Here is a 20,308-nt window from a genome sequence, read left to right on the forward strand (position 1 = left end):
GATGTAACAAGAAAAGTGAGGTACTGCTTATGGTAAAATTTATCCACTGTTCAGACTTATTACTAGACGAGCCATTTGATTTAAAAAGTAACTTGCCGGAACATATTATGCAGGATGTATATCGAGCAAGCTTTGAAAGTTTTAAAAATTTAGTTGATGATGCAATAGAGTTGAAAATTGATTTTATACTTATTAGTGGGAACTTATATTCGAGTAAAAATAGAAATATTAGAGCCGATAAATTTATTGAACAGCAATTTGAGCGATTAAATCAAGCACATATTTTTGTGTATTACATTGCTGGTACTGAAGATAGGTTATCTCAAAAGTCTTATACAAAGTATCCGGAAAATGTCGTTGTATTCTCTGAAGATGTACAGTCATACGAGCTGATTACGCATAACGGACAAAGAGTGTTTATTCATGGATTTAGCTATAAAGAACATACAACTTATGAAAATAAATTAGACAGTTATCCAGTGAATGAAGTGGATCAATCCATTCATATCGGAATGCTGCATGGAATTCATCATAAGATTAAAGGCTTCAATGCTACAGAGTTTAGAATAGAGGATTTAAACGAAAAATTATATCATTACTGGGCATTAGGACATTTACCATATAAGAAACGTCTTAATGATCTGCCTGAAATCCATTATCCTGGCAAGATGCAAGGCACATGTTTCTCTGATACTGGTCGAAAAGGGTATCTTTACGTTGAAGGTGATCATACAACACTTGACGTTAAATTTATTCCGACAGAACATATCCGTTTTGAACATGTAACGTTAACATTAAATGAAACCGGCAAACATGCCATCTATCAGGATATTACTGATTTTAAGCATAGTATAAGAAGTTCAGGGAAAAGTATGTATCAGTTAAAGCTCGTTAATCCATTTGAAACATTAATTGACAGCCATTTAATACAAAGTATTCTCAAGCAAGTACAAATGTATGAATCAAATGAATCACAATTTGTCTGGATCGATGACATCGAGCTTGAGCAGACATTTGAAGTACATACGCTAGCCAGTGAATTCAATACAGAGCATTTAGAGAACGAAGCGTTATTTAATCAGGCACGTGTACCGATACAGCAATCAAGTGTTGAACGATACGCAGATGATATAAGTTTTGATGTGCATCAAACGTTACTTAATCACGGCGAATCAAGATTAAAGTTAATGATGAGGGATGAATCATGAAGATAAGATCACTTGAAATATATGGATACGGCAGATTAGAACATCGAAAATTTGATATTCATTCAGACTTTGTTCAGATTTATGGTGAGAACGAAACTGGAAAATCAACGATGCAGGCGTTTATCCATGCTTTATTATTTGGATTCCCTAAAGATGGGGAATATGAACCGAGACTTGAGCCGAGATTTTCACCGCAATACGGAGGTAAGATGACGCTTGAATTACAAACAGGCGAGATAGTAACGATTGAACGCAACTACGTACATCAAAAAGAAGAAGCGACAATATTGCTTGATGGTAAACAAAAAGATGTGCAATGGTTAAATCAGTTATTAAACCACATTTCAAAAGAAACGTTTAAAAATATTTTTTCATTTGATGTATTAGGATTACAGGAAGTGCATCGCAAACTGACTGAAGATAAATTACAGGCGTATCTTTTGCAAGCTGGAGCTTTTGGCAGTACTGAGTTTACGCAGATGACAGAACATATTAAACAGGAAAAATCACGATTATTAAATGATGACGTTTCGGGTGAAATAAATAAAGCAACGGAAGCATTACAAGTTCTAGAATCTCAAATTCGTCAAAAAGATCTTCTGTTTGAAACGTATGATACATTACTGTCTGAACAAGATAAATTAAGTCGCGAGTCTGATGAATATAAGACACATCTTAAAGAACTTAATCAAGTATTACAACGTAAACAACGTGAAATCGCATTTCACGATCAAGCGAAAGAATGGAAAGCACTCGAACACAAATTGAATATCACACCGCCAACTTTCCCCGAGCAGGGGATTGACCGATTTGAAGCGCTTAAGAAACAGCAGCATCAAGTTAATCGCGACCTACAACTACGTCAGGAAAGACTCAATCAGCTCACAGTAGAAAACAGCACGATACAATTGCTGGAGAATCCAGTAATAGAACAATCGAATGACTTGTTGAAACAAGAACAGTCATATCGGAACTATCAGTCAGATCTTTCTCACCATTCAAAGATGATCGATCAGCTGACAAACGAACAGGCAACTTTGATGAAAGATATTGGCTGGGAGGAGTATCATCTCGTAGATGCAGGTCCATCAGTAAATGAACAAGCAAGTTTAACAATCAATCAACTCGAAAAAGATTCACTTGAAAAGTCACAGATCGATCGAGAGATTAATTTTGTTAAAGATACGATTGCTAAAAAAGAACAGGCACTACATGATCTGGAACATGTAAAGGTACATGATGAGCGTTTCGAAAAATCTTTACAACTTGAAAAGAGCAAGACTGATTTAATAGATAAAACAAAGCTTTACGATACGATGAAAGAAGAAGCAGCAGCGTTTGAAGCAAAACAGTTAAAACAATATAAACTTCAGCAAGGTAGTCTTTTGTTAATGATGTTATTGTTTATCGGTGGAGCAATCTATTCATTTATAATACCGCAATATATCGTGCTGGGTGTATTTTGTGTGTTAACTGTAATTACAATCGTCATGTTGATGATGAACAAAAAACCAGATTTACATTTCAATCAATCTTTAGCGCAGGAAGTATCTGATCTTAATCTAAAAGTAAAAGATTTGCAGGATAACTTCGATTTATCCTTTGATCTGGAAGAACAACGCTTAATCAGACAGCGTATGAGTGAAGGTAAGCGTGAAATAACTCGCGAAAAAAATCGATATCATCAGTTAAATCACAGTTTACAAGATATTAATAAGCGTATTGAACAATCGACTTCAACATTACAAAATATAAGAACAAAACTAAATTTACCAGAAGATTATCTGGTGACTCGACTTACACTCGCCATCAAACAAATTAATAAGATAAATGCATTGGCAATAGAATTAGAAACATTGAATGGTAAACATAAAGCTACCGAGCAACATATATTACAATTTAACGAAGCTTTTAATCGATTCAAACAAACAGTACCGGTTGATTTAAATATCGACAGCTTATTCCATGATTTAAAGACGATGCAGACGAAAGATGAGAAGAATAAGTTTCAGTTTAATAAGAATAATGATCAGATCGCACTGTTAAATAAAGAGATTGCAATTATGCAGGAACAATTATTACAGTTCAATAATGAATTACAGACACTTTTCGATGAAGCTAAGGTAAGCAATGAATCAGAATATTATGCTCAGGAAAAAATATTTAACAATTATCATCGTGATTTAACTCAATTTGATCAATTAAGTCGTTCACTTACTGAACAAGGCTTCTCATATGACGATAATACGGCGTTAAGTTATGTTACAACGATTGACTTAGTAGCGCAACAAAATGCTATTGAAGCACATATTGAACAGTTAAGGCAAGACTTAGCGCAAGTGAAAGAAAGATTAACAGTAATACACGAGCAAATGGAAACAATCGCGAGTGATGATAGTTTGTCCCGTCTAAAATATGAATTACAGATTAAGAAAAATCAATTAAATACATTGATATATGATTTTACGGCGGTCAATTATATTGAAACATTGATTGACGCACATATTGAAGCTGTTAAAGAAAAAAGACTACCATATGTTATCAGTGATGCAACTGAGATATTTAAGTATTTGACTGAAGATAGATATATACAAGTCCTGTATAAAGATCAACACCTTGTTGTCAAAGCGAGCGATGGTCAAGTTTATCATCCGACGGAATTATCGCAATCAACGAAAGAAATACTGTATATTGCATTGCGACTAAGTTTAATCCAGTCGCTTAATAAATATTATCCGTTCCCAATTATTATTGATGATGCATTTGTGCATTTTGATAGAACAAGACGTGAGCGTATATTAGAATATATGATGAAGTTAAAATCTAACCAAATTATTTATTACACTTGTAATAGATCAACTGTGGTTACAAACAAAAATACCATTACACTAGAGAGAATAAATAAGGAGGTTAAAAAATGAGAACCATTGAAACATTAAAACCTGGTGCTGCTGTTGATAACTACTTTTTAATTCATAAAGCAATTCAGGGCGTAACAGGACAAGGGAAACCTTATTTAACGTTATATCTTAAAGATAAAAGTGGAGATTTAGAAGCGAAAGTATGGACTGTCACTGAAGACGATATAAAAGCACTCACACCTGAAACTTTAGTGAGAATTAAAGGTGATGTTATAGATTATCGTGGCAGAATTCAGATGAAGGTCAATCAGTTTAAAGTAGCGACACCTGAAGATGGTGTGAAGCTTGAGCACTTTTTAGAATCAGCACCACTTAGTGAAGATGATATGATGAATGACCTGATGGACTGTCTGCTTGAAATTGAGAATGCGAAGTTACAACGTGTGACGCGTTTATTATTAAAGAAATATCAAAATGAATTTATGACATTCCCAGCTGCGAGTAGCAATCATCATAACTTCGTTTCAGGATTGTTATATCACGTGCTGACGATGTTAAAGCAGGCTAAAGCATTATGTGATATTTATCCATCACTCAATAAGAGTTTATTATATTCAGGTATTATCCTGCACGATTTGGGTAAAGTTAAAGAATTGTCCGGCCCAGTCGCAACAAGTTATACGGTAGAAGGAAATCTATTAGGCCACATTTCAATAATGAGTGATGAAGTAGCGAGTATTGCGCGTGAACATAATATTGATGGAGAAGAAATTATGCTGCTTCGTCACTTAATCTTAAGTCATCATGGTAAATATGAATATGGTTCACCGAAATTGCCGATGGTAAAAGAAGCGGAGATATTAAACTTTATTGATAATATTGATGCACGTATGCAGATGTTTGATAAGCATATGAAAAAAGTAGAGAAGGGTAATTTCTCAGAACGCATTTTTGCACTTGAGAACAGACAATTTTATAAACCAATCAATCTGGACTAATGATTGACGAAATAACTTAAAAGAGGGTGAGACATAAGTCTTAACCCTCTTCTGTTTAACAGCTTAAACGGCGGCACAGAAGTTGCCCCTACGACAAAACCGGACAAAAACTATAAATCAAAGTGCGATTTATTAGTTTAGTCCGGTTTTTGCTTGTGGCAGAACACTTCTGTCCCAGCCTCTGTTTAGATTACTGACTTACTTCTGGTGCTTGTGCTGTTAAAATTTGCTCATCAACGATTTTCTTAATGTCTTTATCTTTGTAATCGACATCGTAGTCTTTAAGCAGCTTTTTGTATGCATCAACCATTAATTTAGGATCTTTTTGAATTTTAGTTTGACGTACTTTTTCTTTTAGACTATTTTTTTGGCTATCGAAATCATCTTGTTTGTCCGCTAAGATAATGTGGTAACCAAAGTCAGTTTTTACTAAGCCAGAAAGTTCGCCTTCTTTTAATTTAAATAATGCTTTTTCAAATGGTTCAACTGTTTGTCCTTTAACAACATAGCCTAATGAGCCGCCGTTTGCTTTAGAACCTGTATCACCAGATTCTTTTTTAGCGATCTTAGCGAAGTCAGCTTTGTTTTTCTTAACTTGTGCTAAGATCTTTTCAGCTTTTGCTTTCGCAGCTTTATCACTTAAACCATCTTTATTCGAATCAGATTTCACTTGAATTAAGATGTGAGATGCTTTCTTCGCATTTTCTTTTACATCTGCATCCGTTACTTTTACTGTATCTTCTAATAATTTTTTACGGTATTCATCATTCACACGTGTATCTTTATATTGTTCAACAGTCATTCCTGGTTGTTGCTGTTGCAGAATTTGAAGGAACTGTTTCTCGCCACCGTATTTTTTGATTTCTTCGTCTACAGATTTTTTAATCTTATCTGCGTCTACTTTTTTACCATATTTATCTTTTAAAATATCTCCGATTAAAATTTGGAACGCTGTGTTAGCGACTTCAGTTTTGCCCATCTCTTTAATCACGTTTGATGTAGTAACATCGCCAGCTTTAGAAGATATTAAAGTTTCACCATTATTGCCACATGCAGATAATCCTAAAACGGATATAGATAATGCTGCAGGTAGCATTACTTTTTTAAGTTTCGTCATACATATTCTCCTTTTTACTTACAAATTTCTGTTCTAATATATCACAAAGCAATATTAGATTACAATTTATCTAATATTGCACTCATGATTATTCGTTGAAAGTTCATGTTTAGTCAGTATCTCAAAACCATATTTACGTTCTTCGATATAAGAGCCTTTCGGTGTGTTGATAATATATTTTAAGTATATAAAATCAATAAATGACATCCCGACATTAATAGAAAATATAAATAGAAAATAGTGAGCAAATTGTGGCAATACAACTACGCAAAATAACGTGATGAAAGTTATTATGAAAAACGGTAGCATCAGTGAAATACCAAATTTAATTTTGTGAATCGGATGATTGATTCTTATATTAAATAACGGAAAAAATTTAGATTTATTCGTTTTTTGTAAGATCATTGATTTCATATCATTCATAAAAGGTATCATATGACAAAATTTATGAATGGGGTATAGCAATAAGCATGCTGCTATAAAAAGAAAAAAGTACTGATCAGAGAAATATTTACCAAATACACTTGAGAATAATTCAAAACTTACGATAAATACTAAGATTGAAATAAGTGCTGAAATAAGCAATATGCGCTGTAAGCCATATGTTGCTCGAAAGTTAAAGTTTTTATTACATAAGTACATGGCAATTCTCCTATCGGTCAATTTACCTAGCAATTATGCATTATCAGTTTCGTTCTCGTCAAGTAAAACTTTTAATAGGTCATTATGACTTTTATCAAGGTGCTTAATAAAGTCGTCGCCGTAGATTTGCGCGACGATATATTTTAATTCAGTGAAAGAAGGAAGGTCATGCATTATATCATTATATTTATTTGCTGCATCATAAATACGATCATCGGTTTCTTTATAGCCATGATATGTTTCATACAGCAGTTCTTTACCTTTTTCAGTCAATTCAAGATACGTGTTACGTTTATCAAATTCACTTTTAGGCATCGTTAAATAGCCGCGTTTTTCAAGGTTTTTCGCAAAGTTAAACACAGTTGAAACATGCATCACACCATACTGGCTTACTTGTGAGATTGTTGCTTTCTCAAGATTTCTAATAATAATCAATATATGATGTTCATTAATATTTAAATCATATGGTTTAATCCAATTTTGCCAGTCTTTTTCCACGGTTTTCCATAAAGCTTTACTCAACTGAGATACTTTATGTGTAAAAAGCATTTTTTCAATTACATCTTTTTCACGCTTCATAACGCTGCCATCCTTTCACTTGTATATTAAAATTATATTATTGCTATAGTTAAATTAAAAAAAGTATGATGATTACATCATACTTTACTATAGAATAATAATATTTTACCATAATACATTTGTGAAACAAGGTATTTTTCTGAATTTTTAAAAATATAAACAGAAGATATTATAATTTCAGTTTATATTTTTATTTCTTAGATAAAGTATCCATAATTTCATCTTTACGATTGTTTAAATTTTCGATATTGCCTTTTAAATTCTCAACATTTGGCTGAATATCAGATTTATAATGTGCAATCATGTCTTTAATCTCATCTGTCATCGTTTTCATCACTTCTTGTGAGGCATCTTTTGTTTTGAAGACAGCATCTTTTACTTCATTTGCTTCAATCTTTAGCTGATTCACCTGAGCTTTAGTATCATATGCTGTTGATTTAAAGTTTTGTTGTAATTCTTTACCAGACTTCGGTGCATTTAATATTGATGTTGCTGCACCTGCTGCGATTCCTACACCAAATCCTAATAATATACGTGAAAATTTCATAAATTGATCCTCCTCAATTTGCTTGTACTAGTCTATACCCATAATTTAAAATAACATGCTTATTTTATCGCATTGCTGATTGCATCTTTTAATTCATGCATTGCACTTTCATCGAATGCATCTGCATGTGTTTCCCACTTGTAACCGAACCCATCGATATCATCTTCATAACGTGGAATGATATGGAAATGGATATGAAAGACAGATTGATCAGCGAAAGCACGGTTATTTTGAATAATGTTGATTCCTGCTGGACTAAAAGCAGCATCAACTGCTTTCGCAACTTTTTGTACAGATTGAATGACTTTTGCTAAATCTTCAGGGTCTACAGATAAGATATCTTCAGCTGCATTTTTAGGGATAACAAGTGTATGACCTTTTGATACTTGTGAAATATCCAAAAAAGCATATGTATACGCATCTTCATAAACTTTATATGAAGGAATGTCACCTTTTAATATTTTTCCGAAAACTGTTTCACACATTGAAAACGCCTCCTTATATAATTTGCTATTTTGTTTATTATAATGTAATTATTGAAATTATTCATTCAATCACAATTCGTTATGAGAAATAATTATTATTTGATACAATAAATTTAAATTAAGACGAACGGAGAATGCATGTGACAGTTAAAGTGAGTAATTTAACAGGTGGATATGGTAATCAGCCTGTTGTTCATAATATTAATTTTGAATTAGCGCAAGGTCAGATTATCGGACTTATCGGATTAAATGGTGCCGGTAAAAGTACGACGATTAAGAATATGTTAGGGTTGCTACGTCCGTTAGAAGGTGATATTGAAATCAATGGCTATAAACTCTCTAGCGACCCATTTAAATATCGCTCAGAACTATCGTATATTCCGGAATCACCTGTATTATATGATGAATTAACATTAGAAGAACATATCGATATGACGGCGATGGCTTATAATATTGATGCAGAGGTAGCGATGGAACGTGCGATGCCGATATTAAAGATCTTTCGTTTAGAAGATAAATTGAAACAATTTCCTGCTCATTTCTCGAAAGGAATGAAACAGAAAGTAATGATTATTTGTGCATTTATCCCGGAACCATCACTTCATATAATTGATGAGCCCTTTTTAGGACTAGATCCTTTAGGGATACAATCGATGCTTGACCTTATGGTGAAAGCGAGAGAAGCGGGCCGTACTGTATTGATGAGTACACATATTTTAACGACGGCAGAACGTTATTGTGACTCATTTTTACTGATGCACCATGGTAAACTAATCGGTAAAGGTACGCTTAATGATTTAAGGATGCAGTTTAATATGCCAAATGCCACACTGGATGAAATTTATATTTATGCAACAGGTGATGCGCATGAATAAGGCAGTTCAACTTTTTAATCAAAGGCGCGTGAAGAACCAAAAAGAGGTAGCTTATTATAGTAAGTTTATCTTTAACGGTCATTTTGTCGTGTTCTTATCAATTGCTTTTGGTGCATTGATGTTACAGTATTCACAAATGGTGAAACACTTATCACCGCACATCAATTATCATCTTATTATTGCAGTAGCACTTGCTGTATTGACCATTACAAATATCAGAACATTTGTCAGACCGGCAGATCAGATTTTTTTACTGAATTTTGAACAGCATATGAATGCTTATTTTAAATCAGCGATGATAAGAAGTGCTTTGATTCGAAGTGTTATTTTTGTCATTGTAGCAGCTTTATTTATGCCGCTTTATTTTAATGCAGCAGATTCCTCGATGATAGGATATATTTGTGCTGTTATTTTAGGGATCGTAATGATTATAGTAGGAATCTGGATTCGTTTTTTAATGATGAAGTTAGATATTGAGCAACATTTAATCAGTCTGCTGATCTTTTTGATGGCGTTGTCGGGTATTTATACTTCGCTTGAAGGTTTGCCGATTACTATCATTCCGATTATCATTTTTGGGATTGGTCTTGTTTATCTGCTTAATAAGAACACACAGTATCGTACAGTAAACTGGCATGCAATGATTGATTACGAAGAACGATTGACACATCAACAAAATAAGACCATTAATATGTTTACAGATGTAAAAGGAATGAAAGATACCGTTAAACGACGTCGTGTACTTGATGTCTTATTACCTAAGCATAAATCAAAGTACAATCAGCAACATATGTTTGAGTTTTTATTTATCAGAAATTTTCTACGTAGTAGTGATGCATTATGGATTATCATTCGATTAATCTTAATCGCAGCTGTAGTGATGTGGATTGTGAATCAGGAAATCATTGCAATGATTATCGGCGCATTTTTAGTGTATGCGATCGTCTTACAGACATCGCAATTTTATAAACAACAGGCATTTCAGTTGTGGCCACAAGTTTGGCCGGTGCCGGAAAGTTTAGTGTTAACTGGTTTCAAACAGTTTATGCGTAAACTCGTATGGCTTACAACAATTATTATTGCGGTTATCTATTTGATATTATATCCGGCGCATTTTTATTATGCCGCTGTCTTTTTTCTGCTAATGCTCTGGACGATGCGTAATGTAACAGAAAAAATTGAAAAACGTATGAAGTTATTAAAGGATTGAGACATGTGTCTCAATCCTTTTTTAATCTTCTGCTTCTGTTAACTCTTCAGGTTTTTCAACATATAAATATTTTGAATAATAGATATTTGCCATAATATCTTCTGATTGATACATTGACAACGCTTCTTTACTGAAGTTTTCTCTGAAGAAGCTGCTCTTTCTAAAGTCATCTATCTGACTCTTTCTATCAAACTGGAAAGTCGCAACATATGTTTCGCCACGTTTAGGACGTAATAGACGGAAAGCCTGATATCCTTCGTAATCGTTTAGTTTTTCTAATGGTAATAATTTCGTATCAAAGACTTCCTGACGCGCTTCTTTCACAATAAAATAGAGTAATAAAGTCGGTTTCTCAAGTAGTTTACCATCGTTGATAACGTTCGTGAATGACTGAGGTGCACTAAACACTGATTTATCATCTGTTTCTTCATATAAATAGGCGTTATCTTCATTATAGAAAGATAATATTTGTCGTTTTGAATATTTCTTTTTTATTTTATCCAGGAAGAAGCTGGAGCCATAAGTTATATAAGTATACATCGTTATCATCCTCTCTTTATTTATGTATACCCAAAATACAAGATTTATGTCAGTTTAATGACATTAGTTTTTTATGATACTTTATAATAATTGTTATGATAAAATCAGACTATATACGAAAAAATTGGGGGAAGTTTGTTTGAATTCATTTAACGATACGATTTTAAAAGCAGCAAGAGGGGAAAAAGCAGAACATACACCGGTCTGGTTTATGAGACAGGCAGGACGTAGTCAACCTGAATACCGTAAAATTAAAGAAACACACAGTTTATTTGAGATTACACATGATCCAGAACTTTGTGCATATGTCACAAAGTTACCGGTTGATCAATACAATACGGATGCAGCAATTCTTTATAAAGATATTATGTCTCCGCTTGGAGCAATTGGTGTTGACGTTGAGATTAAATCTGGTATTGGACCGGTAATCGATAATCCAATCCGTACGATACAGGATGTATCTCGTTTAGGTGAGATTCATCCTGAACAAGATGTACCTTACATTTTAGATACGATCAAGTTATTAACGCAAGAACAGTTAAATGTACCATTGATCGGCTTTACTGGTGCTCCGTTTACTTTAGCGAGTTATATGATTGAAGGTGGGCCATCTAAAAACTACAACAAAACAAAAGCGATGATGTATGAGCAACCTGAAGCATGGCATATGCTTATGGAGAAACTAGCTGATATGTGTATTACATATACGCACGCTCAAATCGATGCTGGTTGTAAGATGATTCAAGTATTTGATTCATGGGTTGGGGCATTAAATAAAGCAGACTATCATCAGTTTATAGCACCACATATGACAAGAATTTTCGCTGGTATAAAAGAAAAACAAGTACCAGTCATTACATTTGGTGTCGGTGCAAGTCACTTGATCGAAGAGTGGAATGCTTTACCTGTTGATGTATTAGGATTAGACTGGCGACTGCAAATCGAAGAAGCACGTGCAAAAGGGATTACAAAGACCTTAATGGGCAACCTGGACCCTGCAATCTTACTTGCGCCATGGGAAGTGATTGAATCTCATCTTAAACGTATTCTAGATCAGGGATTACAGTCAGACAGTTATATCTTTAATTTAGGACATGGTGTATTTCCGGAAGTTCAACCGGACACTTTACGTCGTGTAAGTGCTTTTGTACATGATTATTCAGCGAAATATAAAGCTTAAAATTTGGGGGAAGAATGAATGACTAAAAAGGGATTACTCGTTATGGCATACGGTACGCCATATAAAGAAGAGGATATTGAACCATACTATACACACATTAGACATGGTAGAAAACCATCTGAAGAAAGTTTGCAGGATTTAAAAGATCGCTATAAAGCAATCGGTGGTATCTCACCGCTAGCAGGGACAACAGAACGCCAGGCAGAAGCTTTAGTGAAAGCATTAAATGAAGCTACAGGTGACGACTATCAATTATATATCGGTCTAAAGCATATCGCACCTTTTATAGAAGATGCAGTAGAAGCGATGCATAATGATGGTATTACTGAAGCGGTAACAATTGTCTTAGCACCACATTATTCTAACTTCTCAGTAGGAAGTTACAATAAACGTGCCGCGGAAGAAGCAAGTAAATATGGTATTCAACTTAAACATGTTGAATCATTCTATAATCAGGATAAATTTATTGCATTCTGGACAGATCAAGTGAACAGCACACTAGATACAATTCCACAGACTGATTGGGAAAAGACAGTGTTGATTGTCAGCGCGCATAGTCTGCCGGAGAAAATTAAAGCAGCAGGCGATCCTTATCCAGATCAATTAGAAGATACTGCAACAATGATCATGGACAATTCTAAAATTTTAAACGTTGAAACTGGATGGCAGTCAGAAGGTAATACACCAGATCCATGGTTAGGACCTGATGTACAGGATTTAACACGTAAATTACACGAAGAAGAACAGTATGAACATTTTATCTATACACCAGTAGGATTTGTCTGTGAACATTTAGAAGTATTATATGATAATGATTATGAATGTAAAGTCGTGTGTGACGATTTAAATGTGAAATATTATCGCCCTGCGATGCCGAATACGGATGAACGTTTTATTGGTGCGATGGTGGATGAAATTCAAAGTGTATTAAATCAATAGAAATGAGTGTTTAACATGGCAAAGAAATGTGCAGTGATCGGCGCAGGTATTACCGGATTATCAGCAGCGTACTATCTGCAAAAAGAAGATTCATCGATTGAAATTGATATATTAGAGGCGAGTGACGTACCAGGTGGTAAGATAAAAACTTACCAAAAAGACGGGTATACGATAGAATTAGGTCCAGAATCATATCTTGGACGTAAAAAGATTATGACAGAACTTGCTGAAGCAATCGGTTTAAAAGATGAAATTGTAGTAAATAATACCGGAAAATCATATATTTATGCCAAAAATAAACTTTATCCAATACCTGGTGGTTCAATATTAGGTATTCCGACTGAGATGAAACCATTTTTATCAACACGTCTGATCTCACCAATCGGAAAATTGCGTGCAGGAATGGATTACTTGATTCAACCAAAACCGATGGAACCGGATGTTTCAGTCGGTGCTTTTTTCAGACGACGTTTAGGCAATGAAACTTTAGAAAACTTGATAGAACCATTGTTATCAGGTATATATGGTGCTGATATTGATAAGTTAAGTTTAAAATCTACATTCCCGGACTTTAAAGCGACTGAAGAAAAGCACGGTGGTCTTATAAAAGGAATGCGTGCTAATAAGAAGAAAGCGCCTAAAAGTAAAGGACCAGTTCAGGGACAGTTTAGACAATTTAAAAATGGCTTAATGAGTTTTATAGAGGCGCTTGTAAAAGACTTAGAGCAAAAAGGTATCTCTATAAAATATAATCATAAAGTTGATGGCATCGAGAAATTAGATAACGGCTATCATATTACTGTAAATGGGGAGAAAGTATACTACAATAAAGTCATTATTACGGTTCCTCATACAGTATTTCGCAACTGGCTCAATGATGGACCATTAAACTATTTCGACTATATGGAGACGACAAGTGTGGCTACCGTTGTGATGGCTTTTGATGACAGTCAGGTGAATAATAATGAAAATGGTACAGGTTTTGTCATTGCGAAAAACTCTGATACCGTCATCACTGCGTGTACGTGGACAGACAAGAAATGGTCTCATACAACACCACCAGGTAAGACACTGTTACGTGCATATGTTGGTCGTCCTGGCAGCAATGTGGTTAAAGATAATGACGATGCAGCGATTGTGAAACTTGCGCGAAATGATTTAGATAAAATGATGGAAATTAAAGGTGAACCTGAATTTACCATTGTGACAAAATTATTTAACAGTATGCCACAATATGAAGTAGGTCATATTGATCGCATTCGCGCGATTCAGCATTATATTAAGACACAGTATCCTGGTTTAGTGATTACCGGTGCATCTTTTGAAGCGGTAGGACTGCCAGACTGCGTCGCACAAGGACAACGCGCTGCATTACAAATAGCACATGAATAAACAAAACATTGTCTATAATAAATCAGCAGCATTATAATGAAATACAGACACACTTTAGGAGGATGTTATGAAATTTATTCACAATAATAATATAACGGATCCTTCATTGAATTTAGCAATGGAAGAATACGTATTGAAACATTTACCGAAAGATGATTCCTATTTCTTATTCTATGTTAATGAACCATCAATCATTATCGGAAAGAATCAAAATACATTTGCTGAAATTAATCAATCATATGTTGATGAACAAAATATTCATGTTGTTCGTCGTATTTCTGGTGGTGGAGCAGTTTATCATGATTTAGGCAATTTAAATTTTAGCTTCGTAACAAAAGCTGATGAAGACAGTTTCCATAACTTTAAGAGATTTACGATGCCAATCGTAGAGGCACTTAATAAATTAGGTGTCAAAGCTGAGATGACAGGACGTAATGATCTTCAGGTTGGCGAACGTAAAATCTCAGGTAATGCGATGTTTCAATCGGGAGATCGCATGTTCTCGCACGGCACACTGATGTTAAACAGTGATATTGAAGAAGTCGTGAAGAGCTTAACCGTAAGTGAAAAGAAACTCATAACAAAAGGCATAAAATCTATTCGTTCACGTGTAGCAAACATTCAGGAATTTCTTGAAGCACCAATGTCAATGGAAGATTTTAAACAGACATTACTGCATTCAATATTCGATGGTGAGATTGAAGAATATCAACTTCAGGAAGAAGACTGGAAGAAGATCAAAGAAATCAGTGACCAGAAATATCGTAACTATGACTGGAATTATGGGAAAAATCCGAAATATAATTATGAAGTTAAACAGAAATTCCCTGGAGGTATGTTGGAACTTAAGATTAATGTCATTAAAGGTATGATTGATGATATTAAAATATTCGGTGATTTCTTTGGTGTAGGTGAAGTTACTGAGATCGAACAGAAACTTAAAGGATTACCACATAATCAAAAGGCTGTGAAGGCAGTGTTAGATACAGTAGACTTTGGACATTACTTCGGTAGAGTAACGGAAGAAGAATTTTTAAGTTTAGTTGCAAAATAAAAAAAGACAAATTTTTAGCGCCAATCCTTAAAATTAATTTTTGAGGTATTGGCGCTTTATTTTATCGTATTCAATTTAAATTTCCTCCAGAGCTTTCAATTCACTCGTATACTCTAGAAATGCTTCCTGGTTATGATTTAATAAAGACAAATCAATCTTTTCTTTTAATAATTTCTTTTGATGACTTTTAACAGCTTCGTCAATGATAAGCTCGATATATAAATTATTGAGATTAGATACGAAAGTTTCAAGACCATTTAATTGTGTTTGCTGATTATAGTTCATAAGTGTTACCTCCTCAAATGTATTAAAACGAGTATATTATATAATATTCTAAATTGCAATAGTATTCAGAAAATTATATTAATTAACATTTGTTCGCTTTGATTAATAATATATAACCATATTTTTAACTTTGTAAACATATCTTTTTCTAATGTAAACTATGTAAAAAATTTGAGAAAGTTAACAAATGTTAATTGGAATTGTGTATAATATTATCAATATATTGACAAAGGAGAAAGTTGATATGGAGAAATATATTGTTAATGAAAAGACGATGTATATTAAGGCGTATAGAGATGGTAGAAGTGTACTTTCTGAAATTGGTGAATACGGAAGAGAAACATTTATATTTAAAAAGAAGCCATTACATATCATTGAAGACTCATTATTCTTTTATCATGCTTCATATAAAGCGAGAAAAATATCTACGAAGATGATTGCAGAAATTTATACAAAACCACCAATCATCGTACAGCCTGGTACACAAACATATTTCTTTCCGACGCACAGTGATCGAAGTAACGATATGGCCTGGATCAATGTTCACTATGTAAATCGATTTCACGCAGGTGAACATTATGATACTGTTGTAGAATTTGATGATCAGTCACAAGTATCTTTTCCGGTGACAACGTATACTTTTAATACACAGTATTTGCATGGGATTAAACTGGAATATTGTGTAAGAGCAAAAGCGTTAAAACAGGAAATGTATACACAGGAAACAGTGCATTTTGACAAATGTAGGGCAAATCTATTCGAAATGTTAGCAATGTATGCATTATTAGAGAAAAAGGTGTAAATGTTCCATAAAAATATTTACCAAAAGTATTGACCAATTCATTTCAATTGATATAATAGTATTTGTTGATTGAAATTATTCCACAGTAGCTCAGTGGTAGAGCTATCGGCTGTTAACCGATCGGTCGTAGGTTCGAGTCCTACCTGTGGAGCCATGGAGATGTACTCAAGTTGGCTGAAGAGGCGCCCCTGCTAAGGGTGTAGGTCGGGTAACCGGCGCGAGAGTTCGAATCTCTCCATCTCCGTTACAAAACACTTAGTGTATGCTAAGTGTTTTTTTATATTTAAAACAAATTATTGAATAATCTGAACTTTTGAATTATTATAAACTCATTATATTTTTAATATTATGCTCCTTCATAGATGTATTAATTTTATCTATATGACTACAAATTAATACATAACAAAGTATGTGAAATATTTAACAAACTTACTTATTCCTGAGATAAAATAATATTAGATAATCAAATGAGGAGGAAGAAAGTATGAAAATAGTTATGGCAGGCGCAGGTGCAATGGGTGGACGTGTAGGTCTTTATTTAACTGAAAGTGGACAAGATGTGGTGATGCTTGATAAATGGCAGGACCATGTTGATGCGATGAATGATAATGGTGTTACTGTTCATTCTTATGGTGAAACAACAAACCATAAAGTGAAGGCAGTATTTATGGATGACTATAATGAACCGGCAGATTTGGTAATTTTATTAAGAAAAGCGTTGACTGCTGAAGAAACAATCGATAATTTAATTAAACAGGGTGTTATTATAAAAGAAACGAAAGTGATGTCACTGATGAATGGTTTAGGTCATGGTGATATGCTGCTGAAGAAATTGTCGGTTGAGCAAGTTATACTGGCTGTAACAATGTGGTCAGCAGGTTTAAAAGGACCTGGTGAATTAATTTTAGAAGGCACTGGTAATATTGAATTTGGATATCCTGATGGCCATGTGGATGCTTTCATTGAACAATTGAAAGTAATTTTAGATGAAGCGAAACTTAATGGTGTTATCAGTAATGATATTGTGACATCAATCTGGAATAAAGCTTTAGTGAACTGCTGCTTCAACACATACTGTTCGGTAACGGATAAGCGTATCGGGGAGTTTGGTGCATATGAACAAGCAGATGCAATGTTAATCCCATTAGTTAAGGAAATCATTGCAGTAGGGGCTACTAAAGGTGCAAAGCTTGATTTAGATGCAACAATGGAGAAATTCCATAAAATGTACTCACCTGATGTCGTTGGTCTGCATTATCCATCTATGACTCAAGATATTCATAATGGACGTAAGACAGAAGTTGATTTCTTAACAGGTGCTGTTAGTCGATTTGGTGATGAAGCAGGGATAGAAACACCATATTGTGATATTTTAACGCATTTAGTACATCAAATTGAAAAGTAATAGAATAGATCTTGGTTTTTTACCAGACATGTAACAACGTGTCTGGTTTTTTGATGGTTAGAATAAACCAAATATATCACTAGATTACCAACAAGAACATACTTTTATACAACATTCGTATGAAATATGCCTCTAAAGATAAAATTTACACTTTTTTAATGTTGCGTTCACAAACTTAAAATGATATATTTTAAAAGTACTCTTTTTACGAGAGACAACATATTATTATCGCGGGATGGAGCAGTCTGGTAGCTCGTCGGGCTCATAACCCGAAGGTCGGTGGTTCAAATCCGCCTCCCGCAATTATTAGTGGTCCCGTGGTGTAGCGGTTAACATGCCTGCCTGTCACGCAGGAGATCGCGGGTTCGATTCCCGTCGGGACCGCCATTTTGGCTCAGTAGCTCAGTCGGTAGAGCAATGGATTGAAAATCCATGTGTCGGCGGTTCGATTCCGTCCTGAGCCATCTTTTTATAATAAATTTGGCGATTGTGGCGAAGTGGTTAACGCATCGGATTGTGGTTCCGACACTCGTGGGTTCGATTCCCATCAGTCGCCCCATTTGTAACGCGGGTGTAGTTTAGTGGTAAAACCTCAGCCTTCCAAGCTGATGTTGTCGGTTCGATTCCGATCACCCGCTTCATTATTATTCCACAGTAGCTCAGTGGTAGAGCTATCGGCTGTTAACCGATCGGTCGTAGGTTCGAGTCCTACCTGTGGAGCCATTTTGGCCCCTTGGTCAAGCGGTTAAGACACCGCCCTTTCACGGCGGTAACACGGGTTCGAATCCCGTAGGGGTCATATAATCAGAAGTGAAATATCGCTTCTGATTTTTTTTAATTATTATGGATCGTTGTCCGAGTTGGCCGAAGGAGCACGCCTGGAAAGTGTGTAAACGTCACAAGCGTTTCGAGAGTTCGAATCTCTCACGATCCGTTAAATAATAAAACTACTGTTGATTCTTTAATGAAATCATCAGTAGTTTTATTTCGTTTAATACCTACGTTTATTTTACGTATATACCTACAAATAAAAGTTGCTTTACTATCTATTTTTTAATGTAGAAAGCATGTATAATAAAGTTATTCAAATATTATACTTCTAAAGTTAATTGTGAATTATAATACAAAATAGAAATCATAAGGTGATGAAATGAAAGATAAAGCATCGACACGTAAAGTGTTAGCAGAAATTAACTATCCAGTAAGATATAAACGCTTTTCGAAAATCTTTAAAAGAATTAAAAAATCTGAGCGCCGTTTCTTTATTAAATTATTAAAAGTGATTTGCAAAGATATTAAAAACAAGGAACTGATTCATTTTGCAACTTATAGTCATATTAATTTGAACCAACATGGTTTGTTTATTTTATTAGATGATCGTATTTCTATGGTCCATAGTAAAATGAAATCAAAGCGTATTTACTATGAAGTAATTAAATATGCGGATATAGTTAACATTGATTTTGAGCCTGATACTGAAGGGGAATATGGAGAGTTATTCTTCAAATATAAACGAAAGAAATTAAGTGAAAAATCAGTAACTTTACGAATGATTAAAAGTAAAGACTTGCCTGAAATTGTGGAATTTATTAGAATTAAAATGTCTGAGACAATATAAAGGGGGACATTAACAATGGCAAATATCGATAAACTCGAATCATATGCTGAACTTAAATTAGGTCAATTTGGTTCAGATTACCGTGAAAATCACGAAGAAGATAAAGTGCAGGAGATTCAACCACGCAGCTATGATGTGAATGGAACTTCTATCGATGTGCATTATGATGCACAAAGTTACGTAATTGATTTAACAAAATCTGGTGTACGTGATGTCACAGAAGAAGATGCACAAGCAGTTGTAGCAAGATTAAAAGAATTCTTCAATCAAAAATAATAAAAATAATAATAAAAAAATCGTGAGACTAGATAATGTAGTGAACCCAAAAAGTTGAACTTTTTATTAAGCTACTTTCATTAAAGCAAGATTTCTGTATTCTACAGGAGTCTTGCTTTTTAATTTTCTCTTCTTTCTGACGAAATTATAATATTCCATATAATCATTAATTTCCTCTTCTAACTCATCATACGAATCAAATGATTCACCATAAAACATTTCTTGTTTCAATATTCCAAAGAAATTCTCCATTGGAGAATTATCTAGACAATTACCTTTTCTAGACATGCTTTGA

At 34.2% G+C, this 20,308-nt stretch carries 21 protein-coding genes and 10 tRNA genes; 23 read left to right on the forward strand and 8 right to left on the reverse strand.

The features are described from left to right. Positions 1-29 precede the first annotated feature (29 nt). Genes JJJ02_RS04570 through yhaM form a run of 3 tightly spaced genes read left to right on the forward strand, consistent with a single transcriptional unit; the run spans position 30 to position 5,067 of the window. Entirely contained in the window at positions 30-1,208 is a 1,179-nt protein-coding gene (locus JJJ02_RS04570; RefSeq protein WP_239243205.1) for a metallophosphoesterase family protein, read from the forward strand. Next, positions 1,205-4,129 carry an ATP-binding protein gene (locus tag JJJ02_RS04575; protein ID WP_240837638.1) on the forward strand — a complete coding sequence of 975 codons (2,925 nt, stop codon included), beginning with the start codon at positions 1,205-1,207 and terminating at the stop codon, positions 4,127-4,129. Before JJJ02_RS04570 ends, JJJ02_RS04575 begins: the two co-directional genes overlap by 4 nt. Next, positions 4,126-5,067, forward strand: coding sequence for a 3'-5' exoribonuclease YhaM (gene yhaM, locus JJJ02_RS04580; protein ID WP_240837640.1), 942 nt, complete (start codon positions 4,126-4,128; stop codon positions 5,065-5,067). The genes JJJ02_RS04575 and yhaM overlap by 4 nt, the downstream gene beginning before the upstream one ends. Before the next feature lie 190 nt (positions 5,068-5,257). Here the strand turns inward: yhaM and JJJ02_RS04585 are convergent, their stop codons facing one another. The 5 genes from JJJ02_RS04585 to JJJ02_RS04605 form a co-directional block, all read right to left on the reverse strand. Beyond that, complete coding sequence (locus JJJ02_RS04585; RefSeq protein WP_111716302.1) at positions 5,258-6,184, reverse strand: peptidylprolyl isomerase; 927 nt, start codon at positions 6,182-6,184, stop codon at positions 5,258-5,260. 66 nt (positions 6,185-6,250) lie between these two features. After that, positions 6,251-6,826 carry a DUF3267 domain-containing protein gene (locus tag JJJ02_RS04590; protein ID WP_111716304.1) on the reverse strand — a complete coding sequence of 192 codons (576 nt, stop codon included), beginning with the start codon at positions 6,824-6,826 and terminating at the stop codon, positions 6,251-6,253. A 33-nt stretch (positions 6,827-6,859) separates the two neighbouring features. Continuing rightward, on the reverse strand, positions 6,860-7,405 hold the full coding sequence (locus JJJ02_RS04595) for an HTH-type transcriptional regulator Hpr (RefSeq protein WP_099576687.1): 546 nt from the start codon (positions 7,403-7,405) through the stop codon (positions 6,860-6,862). Positions 7,406-7,595: 190 nt separating this feature from the next. Continuing rightward, positions 7,596-7,952 (reverse strand): YtxH domain-containing protein, encoded by a 357-nt coding sequence (locus JJJ02_RS04600; RefSeq protein WP_111716306.1) that lies wholly within the window; start codon positions 7,950-7,952, stop codon positions 7,596-7,598. 59 nt (positions 7,953-8,011) lie between these two features. After that, positions 8,012-8,437 carry an HIT family protein gene (locus JJJ02_RS04605; protein WP_111716308.1) on the reverse strand — a complete coding sequence of 142 codons (426 nt, stop codon included), beginning with the start codon at positions 8,435-8,437 and terminating at the stop codon, positions 8,012-8,014. Between the two features lie 140 nt (positions 8,438-8,577). Here JJJ02_RS04605 and JJJ02_RS04610 point away from each other — a divergent pair, with 140 nt between their 5' ends. Both JJJ02_RS04610 and JJJ02_RS04615 read left to right on the forward strand, forming a co-directional pair. Continuing rightward, positions 8,578-9,312, forward strand: coding sequence for an ABC transporter ATP-binding protein (locus tag JJJ02_RS04610; protein ID WP_111716309.1), 735 nt, complete (start codon positions 8,578-8,580; stop codon positions 9,310-9,312). Continuing rightward, positions 9,305-10,522: an ABC transporter permease gene (locus JJJ02_RS04615; protein WP_170122520.1), complete on the forward strand. Its 1,218-nt coding sequence runs from the start codon at positions 9,305-9,307 to the stop codon at positions 10,520-10,522. Before JJJ02_RS04610 ends, JJJ02_RS04615 begins: the two co-directional genes overlap by 8 nt. Positions 10,523-10,543: 21 nt before the next feature. Here JJJ02_RS04615 and JJJ02_RS04620 read toward each other — a convergent pair whose 3' ends face one another. After that, a complete protein-coding gene (locus JJJ02_RS04620) occupies positions 10,544-11,062 on the reverse strand; it encodes a hypothetical protein (RefSeq protein WP_240837642.1) in 519 nt (172 codons plus the stop codon). Between the two features lie 139 nt (positions 11,063-11,201). Between JJJ02_RS04620 and hemE the strand changes: the two genes are divergently transcribed. From hemE to lplA, 4 genes are all read left to right on the forward strand, one after another. After that, a complete protein-coding gene (gene hemE, locus JJJ02_RS04625) occupies positions 11,202-12,242 on the forward strand; it encodes a uroporphyrinogen decarboxylase (protein WP_111716315.1) in 1,041 nt (346 codons plus the stop codon). A gap of 18 nt (positions 12,243-12,260) precedes the next feature. After that, entirely contained in the window at positions 12,261-13,181 is a 921-nt protein-coding gene (gene hemH / locus JJJ02_RS04630; RefSeq protein ID WP_239243208.1) for a ferrochelatase, read from the forward strand. 15 nt (positions 13,182-13,196) lie between these two features. Beyond that, positions 13,197-14,573, forward strand: a complete 1,377-nt coding sequence (gene hemY, locus JJJ02_RS04635) for a protoporphyrinogen oxidase (protein WP_239243209.1) — start codon at positions 13,197-13,199, stop codon at positions 14,571-14,573. Between the two features lie 67 nt (positions 14,574-14,640). After that, a complete protein-coding gene (lplA, locus tag JJJ02_RS04640) occupies positions 14,641-15,627 on the forward strand; it encodes a lipoate--protein ligase (protein ID WP_239243210.1) in 987 nt (328 codons plus the stop codon). A gap of 75 nt (positions 15,628-15,702) precedes the next feature. Here lplA and JJJ02_RS04645 read toward each other — a convergent pair whose 3' ends face one another. Further along, a complete protein-coding gene (locus JJJ02_RS04645; RefSeq protein WP_099576706.1) occupies positions 15,703-15,912 on the reverse strand; it encodes an IDEAL domain-containing protein in 210 nt (69 codons plus the stop codon). Positions 15,913-16,156: 244 nt separating this feature from the next. On the opposite strand from JJJ02_RS04645, the gene JJJ02_RS04650 reads away from it, so the two are divergent. From JJJ02_RS04650 to JJJ02_RS04715, 14 genes are all read left to right on the forward strand, one after another. Then, positions 16,157-16,714, forward strand: a complete 558-nt coding sequence (locus tag JJJ02_RS04650; RefSeq protein WP_170122521.1) for a competence protein ComK — start codon at positions 16,157-16,159, stop codon at positions 16,712-16,714. 79 nt (positions 16,715-16,793) lie between these two features. Continuing rightward, positions 16,794-16,868 (forward strand) — tRNA-Asn (locus JJJ02_RS04655). A 1-nt stretch (position 16,869) separates the two neighbouring features. Next, positions 16,870-16,958, forward strand: a tRNA-Ser gene (locus JJJ02_RS04660). 240 nt (positions 16,959-17,198) lie between these two features. Then, positions 17,199-18,119 carry a ketopantoate reductase family protein gene (locus tag JJJ02_RS04665; RefSeq protein WP_239243211.1) on the forward strand — a complete coding sequence of 307 codons (921 nt, stop codon included), beginning with the start codon at positions 17,199-17,201 and terminating at the stop codon, positions 18,117-18,119. Positions 18,120-18,348: 229 nt separating this feature from the next. After that, positions 18,349-18,422, forward strand: a tRNA-Met gene (locus JJJ02_RS04670). Positions 18,423-18,430: 8 nt separating this feature from the next. Next, positions 18,431-18,506 (forward strand) — tRNA-Asp (locus tag JJJ02_RS04675). A gap of 4 nt (positions 18,507-18,510) precedes the next feature. Next, a tRNA-Phe gene (locus JJJ02_RS04680) sits at positions 18,511-18,583 on the forward strand. 19 nt (positions 18,584-18,602) lie between these two features. Continuing rightward, positions 18,603-18,678, forward strand: a tRNA-His gene (locus tag JJJ02_RS04685). Between the two features lie 8 nt (positions 18,679-18,686). Beyond that, positions 18,687-18,757: transfer RNA gene (locus tag JJJ02_RS04690), tRNA-Gly, on the forward strand. A gap of 10 nt (positions 18,758-18,767) precedes the next feature. Further along, positions 18,768-18,842, forward strand: a tRNA-Asn gene (locus tag JJJ02_RS04695). A gap of 4 nt (positions 18,843-18,846) precedes the next feature. Continuing rightward, positions 18,847-18,918 (forward strand) — tRNA-Glu (locus JJJ02_RS04700). Positions 18,919-18,964: 46 nt separating this feature from the next. After that, positions 18,965-19,053 (forward strand) — tRNA-Ser (locus tag JJJ02_RS04705). Positions 19,054-19,269: 216 nt separating this feature from the next. After that, the gene (locus JJJ02_RS04710; protein WP_111716337.1) at positions 19,270-19,737 is read left to right on the forward strand and encodes a PH domain-containing protein; all 468 of its coding nucleotides are present in this window, start codon (positions 19,270-19,272) and stop codon (positions 19,735-19,737) included. Between the two features lie 15 nt (positions 19,738-19,752). Then, positions 19,753-20,013: a hypothetical protein gene (locus JJJ02_RS04715; RefSeq protein WP_240837644.1), complete on the forward strand. Its 261-nt coding sequence runs from the start codon at positions 19,753-19,755 to the stop codon at positions 20,011-20,013. 66 nt (positions 20,014-20,079) lie between these two features. Here the strand turns inward: JJJ02_RS04715 and JJJ02_RS04720 are convergent. After that, positions 20,080-20,308 (reverse strand): IS3 family transposase (locus tag JJJ02_RS04720; protein WP_240837646.1); only part of this gene is annotated, 229 nt, incomplete at its 5' end.

Source organism: Macrococcus sp. PK (assembly GCF_022501545.1).
Classification (GTDB): Bacteria; Bacillota; Bacilli; order Staphylococcales; family Staphylococcaceae; genus Macrococcoides; species Macrococcoides epidermidis.

Excerpts from the sequence above, each read along its gene's own strand:
- JJJ02_RS04570 (WP_239243205.1), top strand. The coding sequence starts at position 30 with ATGGTAAAATTTATCCACTGTTCAGACTTATTACTAGACGAGCCATTT.
- JJJ02_RS04575 (WP_240837638.1), top strand. The coding sequence starts at position 1,205 with ATGAAGATAAGATCACTTGAAATATATGGATACGGCAGATTAGAACAT.
- yhaM (WP_240837640.1), top strand. The coding sequence starts at position 4,126 with ATGAGAACCATTGAAACATTAAAACCTGGTGCTGCTGTTGATAACTAC.
- JJJ02_RS04585 (WP_111716302.1), bottom strand. The coding sequence starts at position 6,184 with ATGACGAAACTTAAAAAAGTAATGCTACCTGCAGCATTATCTATATCC.
- JJJ02_RS04590 (WP_111716304.1), bottom strand. The coding sequence starts at position 6,826 with ATGTACTTATGTAATAAAAACTTTAACTTTCGAGCAACATATGGCTTA.
- JJJ02_RS04595 (WP_099576687.1), bottom strand. The coding sequence starts at position 7,405 with ATGAAGCGTGAAAAAGATGTAATTGAAAAAATGCTTTTTACACATAAA.
- JJJ02_RS04600 (WP_111716306.1), bottom strand. The coding sequence starts at position 7,952 with ATGAAATTTTCACGTATATTATTAGGATTTGGTGTAGGAATCGCAGCA.
- JJJ02_RS04605 (WP_111716308.1), bottom strand. The coding sequence starts at position 8,437 with ATGTGTGAAACAGTTTTCGGAAAAATATTAAAAGGTGACATTCCTTCA.
- JJJ02_RS04615 (WP_170122520.1), top strand. The coding sequence starts at position 9,305 with ATGAATAAGGCAGTTCAACTTTTTAATCAAAGGCGCGTGAAGAACCAA.
- JJJ02_RS04620 (WP_240837642.1), bottom strand. The coding sequence starts at position 11,062 with ATGTATACTTATATAACTTATGGCTCCAGCTTCTTCCTGGATAAAATA.
- hemH (WP_239243208.1), top strand. The coding sequence starts at position 12,261 with ATGACTAAAAAGGGATTACTCGTTATGGCATACGGTACGCCATATAAA.
- hemY (WP_239243209.1), top strand. The coding sequence starts at position 13,197 with ATGGCAAAGAAATGTGCAGTGATCGGCGCAGGTATTACCGGATTATCA.
- lplA (WP_239243210.1), top strand. The coding sequence starts at position 14,641 with ATGAAATTTATTCACAATAATAATATAACGGATCCTTCATTGAATTTA.
- JJJ02_RS04645 (WP_099576706.1), bottom strand. The coding sequence starts at position 15,912 with ATGAACTATAATCAGCAAACACAATTAAATGGTCTTGAAACTTTCGTA.
- JJJ02_RS04650 (WP_170122521.1), top strand. The coding sequence starts at position 16,157 with ATGGAGAAATATATTGTTAATGAAAAGACGATGTATATTAAGGCGTAT.
- JJJ02_RS04665 (WP_239243211.1), top strand. The coding sequence starts at position 17,199 with ATGAAAATAGTTATGGCAGGCGCAGGTGCAATGGGTGGACGTGTAGGT.
- JJJ02_RS04710 (WP_111716337.1), top strand. The coding sequence starts at position 19,270 with ATGAAAGATAAAGCATCGACACGTAAAGTGTTAGCAGAAATTAACTAT.
- JJJ02_RS04715 (WP_240837644.1), top strand. The coding sequence starts at position 19,753 with ATGGCAAATATCGATAAACTCGAATCATATGCTGAACTTAAATTAGGT.